Below are 11423 nucleotides of genomic sequence, written 5' to 3'. Positions count from 1 at the left end.
ATCGGCCTGGCCGACTACGGCAAGCCGGGCAACTACTTCGAGCGCCAGATCGGCCGCTGGAGCAAGCAGTACGTCGCGTCCATCACGCAGCCGATTCCCGAGATGGACCGGTTGATGGAGTGGTTGCCCCAGAACATCCCGGCCATGGCGCGCGACGAATCGCTGGTGTCCATCGTGCACGGTGACTACCGGCTGGACAACCTGATGTTCCACCCGACCGAGCCGCGCGTGCTCGCCATCCTCGACTGGGAACTCTCCACCCTGGGCCACCCGCTGGCCGACTTCAGTTACCACTGCATGGCCTGGCACATCCCGCCCGGCGCCTTCCGGGGCATCGGCGGGCTGGACGTGCAGGCCCTGGGCATTCCGACCGAGGCCGAGTACATCGCCCGCTACTGCGAGCGCACCGGCTTTGCCACACCCGAGCAGCTCAAGGCCGACTGGAACTTCTACCTGGCCTACAACCTGTTCCGCCTGTCGGCCATCCTGCAAGGCATCGCCAAGCGGGTCGAAACGGGCACCGCTTCCAGCGCGCAGGCGGTGACGTCCGCCGCTGGCGCGCGACCATTGGCCGAGATGGCCTGGCGCTTCGCCCAACAGGCCTGAGCTTTTCCCACCCGACATCCAGACCCCACCACCCGAGGAACACCATGCATTTCGACTACACCGACAAGGTCAAGGACATGCGCCAGCGCCTGCTGGCGTTCATGGACGAACACATCTACCCCAACGAAGGGCGCTTTTTCGCCGAGATCGCGGCCAACCGGGCCAAGGGCAATGCCTGGATCCCGACCACCATCATCGAAGAACTCAAGCCCAAGGCCCGCGCCGCCGGGCTGTGGAACCTGTTCCTGCCGAAGAGCCCGCGGGCGCCCGAAGGGCTGTCGAACCTGGAATACGCACCGATGTGCGAAATCATGGGCCGTGTGCCCTTCGCGGCAGAGGTCTTCAACTGCTCAGCCCCCGACACCGGCAACATGGAAACGCTGGAGCGCTACGCCAGCGAAGCCATCAAAGACGAATGGATGGAGCCGCTCCTCAAGGGCGAGATCCGCTCCGCCTTCCTGATGACCGAACCCGAGGTGGCTTCGTCGGACGCGACCAATATCCAGTGCCGCATCGAACGAGACGGCGACCACTACGTGCTCAACGGTCGCAAGTGGTGGTCGTCGGGCGCGGGTGATCCGCGCTGCAAGGTTTACATCGTCATGGGCAAGACCGACCCGGAGGCGCCACGCCACTCGCAGCAGAGCATGATCGTGGTGCCCGCCGACACGCCCGGCGTGACCGTGGTCCGGCCGCTCTCCGTGTTCGGTTACGACGACGCACCGCACGGGCACATGGAAGTACTGCTGAAAAACGTGCGGGTCCCGGTCGGAAACCTGCTGCTGGGCGAAGGTCGTGGTTTCGAGATCGCCCAGGGCCGCCTCGGCCCGGGCCGCATCCACCACTGCATGCGCTCCATTGGCGCGGCCGAACGTGCGCTGGAACTGATGTGCAAACGCTTGAACAGCCGTGTGGCGTTCGGCAAGCCGGTGTCGGCGCAATCGGTGTGGCACGAGCGCATCGCCGACGCGCGCTGCCGCATCGAAATGGCGCGCCTGCTCACACTCAAGGCCGCGTACATGATGGACACCGTCGGCAACAAGGTGGCCAAGGCCGAGATCGCGATGATCAAGGTGGTGGCACCCAACATGGCCTGCGACATCATCGACATGGCCATCCAGGCCCACGGCGGTGGCGGTGTCAGCGACGACTTCCCGCTGGCCTACAGCTACGCCAACCAGCGCACCCTGCGCCTGGCCGACGGCCCAGATGAGGTGCACCGCGTGGCCATTGCCAAGCTGGAACTGGCCAAACACGTCGCCCTCAAGGGCGAGGTGGAGATGCCCGTTACCCGGGGCTGCTGAGCGAGCCGTCCAGCACACCCGAGCGCGCGGCCAGGCGCAAGGCCCGCTCGCTCAGGTGGGTCAGCAGTTCCAGCGCCAGCAGCGCGTCGGCCCCCTGGGCATGCGGGTTGATCTGCACGCGCAGGTAACACCGGCCGCGCATCAACATCACCAGCACCGGCACCTGGGCGGCCGCGTCGCTGGTGCCGGCCATCAGATAGTCCAGGGCTTCGCTGTCCAGCCAGCGCTGGGCCAGTTCGGGTGCATCGGTGAGCACGGCATAGCGCGACCAGAAGCGCTCGTCCACGCCCTTCCACTGGGTCGAGCGGAACAGCGAGAGCCAGCGCACCTCTTCCGGCAACTCGTGGGCAGCGGTCTGTGCGGTGTCCACCGAGCGCTGGTAGATCTTGTCGGCCTGCGCCTCCAGCGCCGTCCTGACCACGCGGGACATCACCATCACATGTCCACTGGGCGGCAAACCCAGGTCGACCCGCGCGCGCAACTCCAACCCATGGATGTAAAAACGCGAAGAGGCCAGACATTCGGCGCGGAACGCACGATCGTGCAGGCGACCTGACACATCAAACTGGTGGGGCCCCAGCACGCGGTGCTGCAAAAACTGCCCGGTGGCCCAGTGCGCCACAGCACCCCCATCGCCTTCGGCAGGCGGACGACTCGACAACATCTGACGAAAACGTTGAAACATGGCGGGGGTGCGGTGGCTGTGAATGCGAATGGTACGTGTCCGCGCAAGACCTTTGGTACGCACAGGCCCTTCAAGACCGGGTTCAACCACGGCACGCGCACCTCCACCAGGCACCGCACGCACCGGCGAGTGCATTCTTTTGCGTCTCCCCAAAAGCCCGAGATTTCACCGGGTACAATCACGGTCTTGTCGGAGCGTAGCGCAGCCTGGTAGCGCATCTGCTTTGGGAGCAGAGGGTCGCGAGTTCGAATCCCGCCGCTCCGACCACCCCTCAACAAAAGGCCCACCTCGTGGGCCTTTTGTCTATGTGCCGCAGGTCCTTGACCGCCCGCGCGCCCATCTGCCCGTAGCTCAACCGGATAGAGCAGCTGCCTTCTAAGCAGCAGGTCGGGGGTTCGAGTCCCTCCGGGCAGGCCATCCATCCACGCGCGCCCCATGCCTGAGGGATACGCACGCTGTCTTCCCCCTCCAAAGCGAATTGACGCCACCGCAGCCGTGGGTCTAAGCTGCGGGCGCCGTCTTCAACGGGCACGCCTTTGGCAGCGACAGCCCCGCGTTGCGCGAGCGGGCCGACAACCAAGGGCCTGCATGGCCGGCACAGGGCACACCGAGCAAGGTGCACCCACGCTGGGGATGGGGCCATGCAGTGCATGGGACGGCGACAACGATGGAAGGAGGAGGTCATGGATCGGCATCCGATTTCGGCGCCCTGCGCACGCGCAGTGGTCATGGTGTGCAGCAGCGATCCCGACGGCGGGACCTGCCTGACCCTGCTGGACACCCTGCGGTCCATCCATGTCGGCGAGCATTGCCTGAGCGTGGGTACGTTCGACACCGCGCTCGGGCAGCACGACCTGCTCATCCAGCTGGTGGGCCCCGACGACGTCGCGCTCGCGGTGCAACAGCTCGCACGGCTGAAAAAGCAGGCCCCGGCGTGCGCCACCTTGGCCGTGGGGATCGATCTCGACGCGCAGCACCTCGGTGCGCTGTCTCATGCCGGCGCGGGCGACTTCATGTGCGCGCCGATCTCTCCGGTTGAACTCGACGCCCGCTTGCGGCGTGCGCTGGGTCTGTGCGATGCCCCGGACGATGTGGCGTTGCACAGTCCGTTCCAACCCGCCTTGCACGACCTGATCGGCGACAGCCCGGCGTTTGCCCGCCAGGTGGCGCGTCTGCCGGTGATCGCGCGCTACGACGCGAGCGTGCTGATCCTGGGCGAAACCGGCACCGGCAAGGAGGTTTGCGCCCGCGTCATCCACTACCTGTCGCGGCGCGCGGGCAGCGCGTGGGTCGCGGTCAACTGCGGTGCCATCCCCACCGAACTGATCGAGGCCGAGCTGTTCGGACACGCCAAAGGAGCGTTCACCCATGCTCACGCGGCCCGCGCCGGCCTCGTGCGCGAGGCCGAGGGCGGCACCCTGTTCCTCGATGAAATCGACGCCCTGCCTTGCGCTGCACAAGCCAAGCTGCTGCGTTTCCTGCAAGAAAAGGAATACCGGGCCGTCGGCTCCAACCAGGTGATGCACGCCGACGTGCGGGTGATCGCCGCCACCAACCGCACGCCCGCCGAACTGGCCGCGCGCGGCGGCTTCCGACAGGACCTGCTGTTCCGCCTGAATGTGCTGTCGCTGCACCTGCCCCCGTTGCGGGAACGCGGCGCCGACATCCCGCCGCTGGCCATGCATTTCATGCGCAGCGCGGCCAAACAATGGAGCTTGCCGCTGCCCTCGCTTTCGCCCGCGGCGCTCAAGAAGCTGCTGACCCACGACTGGCCCGGCAATGTGCGCGAGCTGCGTAACGTGATCGACCGCGCGGTGCTGATGTCGGCCACGCAGCGGCTGAGCGCCGACGACATTGAGCTCGACAGCCCCCACGGTGCCATCTGTGTGAACAGCGAGGACGAGTCCTTCCGAAAAGCCAAAGCCCGCGTGGTGGAAGCGTTCGAGCGCCAGTACATCGAACAGCTGCTGGCCTCGCACGCCGGCAATGTGACCCACGCCGCACGCGCCGCCAAGAAGAACCGCCGCGCCTTCTTTGAGCTGATGCGCAAATACAAGATCGAGTCGGGCGAATTTCTGGGTGGAGCGCTGGCGGCACAGCCGCACTGAACACTGAGCACCCCTCTGCAGGAAAAGCCGTCGGCACGCCGACGGCTTTTTTTCGGCCGTTGCCTGCTTCAAACAGCAGGACATATTTGTCCTGGCGTCAAAAACCGAGGTGTGGCGCGGCCTCCGGCGCTTTTCACCGCTTGGATGCATGGACAAATTTGTCCTCCTTCCGACCGGTTGCCGCGTGAGAAAGCGCACGAAATCAAGCACTTGCACGAACCACCTGTCTGGCACCGAGCTTGCAAAGCTGAGATGACCAACCCCGGGGTCCCTGTCCCCATGAACCCAGACACCGCCCACACCGTGCAGCAGCTGTCCCACTACCTCTGGCGTCACCCCAACGCGTGTGACACGGCCGAGGGCATTGCCCGCTGGTGGCTGCTCGACGCGCGCACATCGCCCCCCTTGCCGGTGGTGATGTCGGCGCTGGACCACCTGCAGGCGCTGGGCCTGGTGCAGGCCCACCGGGCCGCCGATGGCCGTGTGCGCTACCGCCGCCCGACGGCCGATGCGGCGCACGACGCGCAACTGCAGGCCCTGGCGCAATGCCCCTGGGAAGCGAGCCACCCGGCCCCGCGGCACACACCACCGCCGAGGATGCACTGATGGCCAGCATCACCGGCCTCTATGCAATCACCAGCGGTCTGGCGCAGGTGCTCTCGCGCGCCTACCAGCTGCGCCCCATCAGCGGCGTGAGCTGCAAATTCGAACCCCTGGGCGTCTCCGACCTCAAAAAGCTCGACGGCACCGACGCCAAGGTCACGCTGTTGCTCTACCGCATCTCGCACAACGAACACCTGCGCAACCGCCCGCCCGCCACCCTGCCGCTGGGCAGGCCGGTCCCGCTCACGGTCAACCTGCACCTGCTCATCTCCGTTTGGGGCGACACCGCGCTCAAGGAACAAGGCCTGCTGGCCTGGACCCTGCGCGAGCTGCACCAGCGCCCGGTGCTCGACCGCAGCGTCTTCGCGGACGGCAGCGGTTTCGGCCCGGGCGATCTGGTCACGCTCTCGCCCGAAGACCTCAGCCTCGACGACCTGAGCAAGCTCTGGCAGGTGCTGGTGCCGCCGCTGCGCCCGTCGCTGGGTTACGTGGCGCGCAACGTCGTGCTCGATCTGGACCCGCAGCCCGACGCGCAGCCGGTGGTGGCCACGCGCATCGCGCTCACCGACGATGCCGATGCCGTTGTGGAGGCCGCCCGATGATCGAACTGATCGAGCGCCGCGTCTTCGGCGCCATCGAATTCATCGACGACCTGAGCGAGACCCGTGTGCTCTCGCCGCTGCAGATCCACGCACCGGGCGTTCAGGTGCTGCGCAACCGCAGCGGCTTTTACGTGCTTCGCGAGGTGGACGGCCAGGACGCCTACACCCGCGCTGTCGACAACCCACCGGCCCGCCCCGCCCGCAGCGAACTCATGCTGAACGTGCAGGACCCGGCGCAACGCTACCTGCCCCAGCGCATCGGCCTGGCGCTACCGCGCTGGCTGACCGACGGTGCGGAGACTGTGGACGACGCCGACAACGCCCTCAAGCCGGTCGTGGTGCGCCTGACACCCGCGGCGGGCATGCCCTTGCAAAGCGCCTGGGCCGTGCTGCGGCTGAAGGTGGCAATCACGGGCAGTGCCACCGGGCTGGCCAATGTGCTGGTGGAAGCCCAGCCCGCGTTGCCGGGCCTGCCGTTGCGCCGCAGCTTCACCGACCGGCATGGCGAAGCCCTGGTGGTGATCGTCTCGGCCCCGCCCTTCTTGCCACTGGCCGGCCCGCCGGCCGGGCTCACGCGCGAATTTCCAGTCGTGCTCACGCTGGTGATGGACCGCAGCGTGGTGCGCCCCAGCACCGACACCGAGTTCCCCTCGCCCGACCCGGCGCTGATCCTGCAGCGCCGCACCGACGGTCATGCCGACGTCAGGGTTGTGGCAACGGGTGAGCAGCTGTTTTCAGCTGGCACCCGCCGGCGCCGAACGGACCTGGTGACATGGCCTTAGACCACCCTATCGGCAACCCTGCGACCCCCCAAGGAGATCAACCGTGCCCGAATACCTAGCCCCCGGTGTTTACGTCGAGGAAGTCAGCTTCCGTTCCAAATCCATCGAGGGCGTGGGCACCAGCACCTGCGCTTTTGCCGGCCCCACGCGCAAGGGGCCGGTGGGGGTGGCGCCCGAGCTGCTGACCAGCTTTGCCGATTTCGAGCGCACCTACGGCGGCCTGGACGACCTCGCCTTCACCGGCGACACGGACCCGGCCCACAACCGCCACTACCTCGCGCACGCGGCGCAAGCCTTCTTCAACAACGGCGGCGCGCGCCTGTACGTGGTACGGGCCACCGGCAGCGGGGCCACGGCGGCCAGTGCGGTGGGCACACCGGTGGTGGCGGGTGCCGCACCGGGCGCTGAAAAAGCCTGGTTCCAGGCGCGTTTTGTGGGCAGCCACTTCAACGGCGCCACCGTCACCGTGCAGCAGGGCAGCACACCCACGGGTGCCCAGGCACTGGCCGGCCTGCCCAACGGCAGCGCGGTGCGGGTGCACACCAAGGCCACCGGCGCCAGCGTGGGCGTGTTCACCAAGGCCGCGGGCGCCTGGACGCAGCTGAACCCGCCCGCCGCCCCGGCCATCACCAACCTGGTCGACGACCTGGACAGCACCCACAGCGTCGTGCTGCTCGGGTTCAACGTCAGCGTCCAGACCCCCAGCGGCGACAACACCGGCTTCAACGACCTCACGCTGGCCAGCACCAGCGCCACCTGGATCGGCAGCGCGCTGGCCGACAAACCGTCCACCCGCGCGGCGCAGCTGGTGCAGCCGGTGGCCCTGAAATTCGGCGCCACCGCGCCCACGGTGGTGGAACTGCTCACCGCCTTTGGCGGCGGCCAGCTCGACAGCGAGGGCGCCGAGCCCCGCAAGGTCTACACCCTCAGCGGCGGGGCCGACGGCGCTGCGCCGGATGCCGACGACTACGCCGAGGCCCTGGGCATCCTGGTCGGTCTGGAAGACGTGTCCATCGTCGCCGCGCCGGGCTATTCGGCTTTCTATTCCGAGGCATCGCCCGGCACCTACCAGTCCATCCAGGACGCGCTGCTCACCCACGTGGCCGACCCGCGGCGCTACCGCATGGCCGTGCTCGATGCGCCGCCCAGCGTCACCCCGGGCCAGATGCGCGAGCTGCGCGGCTTGGTCGATTCCAGCCGTGCGGCGCTCTACTACCCGTGGATCGTCGCGTCCAACCCGCTGGCCGGGCCCAACAGCAACCAGCCGGCCGAGATCGCCCTGCCCCCCTCGGGCCATGTGTGCGGCATCTACGCCCGCAACGACATCGAACGCGGCGTGCACAAGGCGCCGGCCAACGAGGTGGTGCGTGGCGCGCTGCGGTTCGAACCCGCCGTCAACTTCGGCCAGCAGGAACTGCTCAACCCCATCGGCGTGAACTGCCTGCGCCACCTCGAAGGCCGTGGCCTGCGGGTCTGGGGCGCACGCACCATCTCCAGCGACCCGGAGTGGAAGTACCTCAACGTGCGGCGCTACTTCAACTACATCGGCGCCTCCATCGACCGCGGCACCCAGTGGGCCGTTTTCGAGCCCAACGGCGAGATGCTCTGGGCCAACGTGCGCGGCACGATCGCCGACTTTCTCTACAACGAGTGGCGCAACGGCGCCCTGCTGGGCAGCAAGCCCGAAGAAGCTTTCTTCGTGCGCTGCGACCGCACCACCATGACCCAGAACGACCTCGACAACGGCCGGCTGATCTGCCTGGTCGGCGTGGCCGTGGTCAAGCCCGCCGAATTCGTGATCTTCCGCATCGGCCAGAAAACGGCCGACGCCAAGAGCTGATCCCCCGTCGTCCACGCATAGAGGAGCCTCAAGATGATCCAACGCGACACCCCCTACGGTGCGTTCAACTTCCAGGTGGACCTGGGCACGGGCGTGGTGGCCGGGTTTTCCGACGTGTCGGGCCTGGTGACCGAAATGACCGTGGCCGAGTACCGCAACGGGACCGACGCCGAAAACCACGTACGCAAGATCCCCGGCATCCACAAAGTGGGCGACGTCACGCTCAAGCGCGGCCTGGTCGGCAGCAAAGACCTGTTCGACTGGATCAAACAGACCCGCACCGACGGCTACAAGGCCAAGCGCACCGTGGTCATCCACCTGCAGGACGAAGCGCGCAGCGGCCCGGTGGCCACCTGGCGGCTGCAGAACGCCATGCCGCTCAAATACACCGGCCCCACGCTGGCCGGCAAGGGCGGCGGCGATGTGGCCATGGAAGAGCTGGTGCTCTCCTGCGAGGGTTACCAGGTCGAGTGAACGCTGCCGATCCCGACCACCCCACGCCGCCATGTCCACCACCCGCCGCCGCCCCGGGCTGAGCTTCGAGCTCGCACCAACCGTGGCCTCGCACCCGCTGCGCAGCGACATCGCGTGCTTCGTCGGCACGGTGGCTCGCCGGCGCTTGGCGGTGCCGGCGGGGCCCCAGCCCCTGCCGGCGGTGCTGCAGCGCTGGCTGCAATCGCACCAGGTGCACAGCGTGGGCGGCCTGCCACTGGCCCGGTTGCGCGTGGCGCTGGACGGACCGGCCCGCTTCGCACACAGCCTGCTCGCCCAGGCCAGCAGTGCACTGGAGCGCGCGGCCCTGGCCGACTTTCTGGACCAGCACACCGGCAGCAGCGCACAAGCGCCGCGCTGGGCCAGCCTGCTCAAGGCCTGCCGCGAACTCAGCCCCCTGCCCGAGGTGCTGCTGGACGACCTGCACCAGCGCGAACTGACACCCGGCCGGCTGCTGGTGGGCGACGAACTCAGCGCCTGGGAACGGGTGCAGCGCCTGCTGAACCTGCCGCTGCAGATCGACGGCTTCGACGCCTTTGACCAGTTGTTCGCCTGGGACCAGCGCGGCGTGCGCGACCGCAACGTGCGCGCCGACGACCCCGTGGTCGCCACCGCGCTGGGGGTGGCGCTGCGCGCCTTCTTTGGTGAAGGCGGCCGCCGCGCCTGGGTGGTGCGCACCGGCGACCCCAGCGCCCTGTACGACACCGCCGTGGGCCGCTGGGCCGCCTGCTTCCCGCAAGCGGGCCAAAGCCACGGGTTTGACGACGACACCGACCGCTGCCCTCAGCTGCCGGGCGTGCGCCGGCAGGTCAAGCTGGGCATGCCGGTGGGCCTGCAGGGCAGCGCGTCGCCGCCCGCGCTGTCCGCCGCCGACTGGGTGGGCCTGGAACACGTGTACGGCCTGCCCGATGTGAGCCTGGTCGTGCTGCCCGATCTGCTGGACGCCTGCGCCCAGCCACTGACCAGCGCCGTGCCACCGGCCGAGGTGGCCAGCAGCCTCGAACGTTTTGTGGACTGCGTGGCCGAAGCTCCGCCCGAGACACAGGCAGCGGGCCGGCGCGTGGCCCCGCCGCGCCTGAACGCCCGCGGGCTGGAAGTCTGGCGCCAGCTGCTGCTCCGTGCGCTGCACCTGCTGGACAACCCCGGTCGCGCCCACGGCCGGCGCGATGTGCAGTTGATCGCCTCATTGCCCCTGCTGGGCGACGGGCGCGACCTGCCCGCGCCGTCGCAGTGGGTGCACTGGATGGCACGCACCCCCGGCTGGCTGGTCCGCGACGGCCATGACACCGGCACCGGCGGCGGCGCACTGCTCAGCGACCACCTGCAGCTGGCCTACCCCTGGCTGCGCACCGCCGACAGCGCCGACACGCCCGGCGGCATCGAAGCACCCGAAGGCAGCCTGGCCGGTGTGCTGGCCCGCAGCGCGCTCGAACGCGGCGCCTACCGGTCGGCCGCCACCCGCCCCCTGCTGCGCTACCACGACAGCACACCCGTCGTGCCCTGGAGCCAGGTGCTGCAGGACGCCGCCTGGACCCCGCTGGGCACGCTGACCCTGGCCGAACGCGTGTGCCTGCTCGGCCCCAGCCCGCGCGGGCCGCAACTGCTGTCCGACGTGAGCTGCTCGGGCGACCCGCGCACCCGCCAGGCCGCCGTGCGGCGCCTGCTCAACGTGGTGGTGCAGGCCGCTCAGCGCGCGGGCGACGACTTTGCCTTCGAACCCAACGGCGAACACCTGTGGGCGCGCGTGCGCAACCGCCTGAACGACCTGATGCGCGCCCTGCTCAGCGCCGGTGCGCTGTCCAGCGACGGCACGCCGTTCGACGTGCGCTGCGGCCGCGACACCATGCAGCCCAGTGACATCGACAGCGGCCGCCTGATCGTGCGCATCGAACTGCAGCCGGCCCAGCCGGTGCAGCGCATCGTGGTGGTGCTGAACCTGCGCGAAGCCGGGACCGCCCCGGTGTTTGCCAACGCAGCCTGAACGCCCACCGGAACCGCACCATGGCCGAACCCACCAGCCCTGCCAACGACGGTTTTGTGGCCCCGCTGTTCGGCAACCGCTTCGTGGTGGAGTTCACCCGCGAGCCCATCGCCGCGCGCGGCGGTGGCAGCGACGACCGCAGCTGCGAGCCGCTGTGCCAGGGCTCCTTCGCCGAAGTCTCGGGCCTGGAAGCGGCCATGGAACCCAAGACCATCAAGGAAGGCGGCGCCAACTACGGCGCCCACCAGCGCGCCGGGCAGGTCAGCTTTGCCACCGTGGTGCTGCGGCGCGGCATGACCCGCGCCAGCGACCTCTGGAGCTGGTGGGGCCTGTTCGCCGGTGCCCGCACCGACGCCGCGCGCGCCAACGGCGCCTTTGCCCATCGCCTGACGGTGCGCATCGCCCTGCTGGACCTGCAGA

Annotated in this window: 11 protein-coding genes and 2 tRNA genes; 12 read left to right on the top strand and 1 reads right to left on the bottom strand. The window is 68.7% G+C overall.

What is annotated here, in order from left to right:
• Positions 1 to 606: phosphotransferase (locus tag ACR2JA_RS10460; protein ID WP_434009021.1), on the top strand; the 606-nt coding region annotated here is incomplete at its 5' end.
• A gap of 44 nt (positions 607 to 650) precedes the next feature.
• A complete protein-coding gene (locus ACR2JA_RS10455; RefSeq protein WP_434009020.1) occupies positions 651 to 1910 on the top strand; it encodes an acyl-CoA dehydrogenase family protein in 1260 nt (419 codons plus the stop codon).
• Here the strand turns inward: ACR2JA_RS10455 and ACR2JA_RS10450 are convergent.
• Positions 1894 to 2346: a hypothetical protein gene (locus ACR2JA_RS10450; protein ID WP_434009019.1), complete on the bottom strand. Its 453-nt coding sequence runs from the start codon at positions 2344 to 2346 to the stop codon at positions 1894 to 1896. The genes ACR2JA_RS10455 and ACR2JA_RS10450 overlap by 17 nt on opposite strands.
• A 439-nt stretch (positions 2347 to 2785) precedes the next feature.
• Here ACR2JA_RS10450 and ACR2JA_RS10445 point away from each other — a divergent pair.
• From ACR2JA_RS10445 to ACR2JA_RS10400, 10 genes are all read left to right on the top strand, one after another.
• Positions 2786 to 2862: transfer RNA gene (locus tag ACR2JA_RS10445), tRNA-Pro, on the top strand.
• 73 nt (positions 2863 to 2935) lie between these two features.
• Positions 2936 to 3012: transfer RNA gene (locus tag ACR2JA_RS10440), tRNA-Arg, on the top strand.
• A gap of 266 nt (positions 3013 to 3278) precedes the next feature.
• Entirely contained in the window at positions 3279 to 4703 is a 1425-nt protein-coding gene (locus tag ACR2JA_RS10435; protein ID WP_434009018.1) for a sigma-54 interaction domain-containing protein, read from the top strand.
• 279 nt (positions 4704 to 4982) lie between these two features.
• Entirely contained in the window at positions 4983 to 5309 is a 327-nt protein-coding gene (locus ACR2JA_RS10430) for a hypothetical protein (protein ID WP_434009017.1), read from the top strand.
• Positions 5309 to 5908 (top strand): DUF4255 domain-containing protein, encoded by a 600-nt coding sequence (locus tag ACR2JA_RS10425; RefSeq protein ID WP_434009016.1) that lies wholly within the window; start codon positions 5309 to 5311, stop codon positions 5906 to 5908. Before ACR2JA_RS10430 ends, ACR2JA_RS10425 begins: the two co-directional genes overlap by 1 nt.
• Complete coding sequence (locus ACR2JA_RS10420) at positions 5905 to 6690, top strand: hypothetical protein (RefSeq protein ID WP_434009015.1); 786 nt, start codon at positions 5905 to 5907, stop codon at positions 6688 to 6690. Before ACR2JA_RS10425 ends, ACR2JA_RS10420 begins: the two co-directional genes overlap by 4 nt.
• A 43-nt stretch (positions 6691 to 6733) precedes the next feature.
• Entirely contained in the window at positions 6734 to 8530 is a 1797-nt protein-coding gene (locus tag ACR2JA_RS10415) for a phage tail sheath subtilisin-like domain-containing protein (protein WP_434009014.1), read from the top strand.
• A 33-nt stretch (positions 8531 to 8563) separates the two neighbouring features.
• Positions 8564 to 9004, top strand: a complete 441-nt coding sequence (locus tag ACR2JA_RS10410) for a phage tail protein (RefSeq protein WP_300457480.1) — start codon at positions 8564 to 8566, stop codon at positions 9002 to 9004.
• Between the two features lie 31 nt (positions 9005 to 9035).
• Complete coding sequence (locus ACR2JA_RS10405; protein ID WP_434009013.1) at positions 9036 to 11003, top strand: phage tail sheath C-terminal domain-containing protein; 1968 nt, start codon at positions 9036 to 9038, stop codon at positions 11001 to 11003.
• A gap of 20 nt (positions 11004 to 11023) precedes the next feature.
• The coding region (locus ACR2JA_RS10400) for a phage tail protein (RefSeq protein ID WP_434009012.1) at positions 11024 to 11423 on the top strand (400 nt) is incomplete at its 3' end.

It is taken from the genome of Hydrogenophaga sp. (assembly GCF_051007235.1).
Classification (GTDB): domain Bacteria; phylum Pseudomonadota; class Gammaproteobacteria; order Burkholderiales; family Burkholderiaceae_C; genus Hydrogenophaga.
The sequence above is the reverse complement of the archived record's forward strand: the minus strand, read 5'-3'. Positions and strand labels throughout refer to the sequence as shown.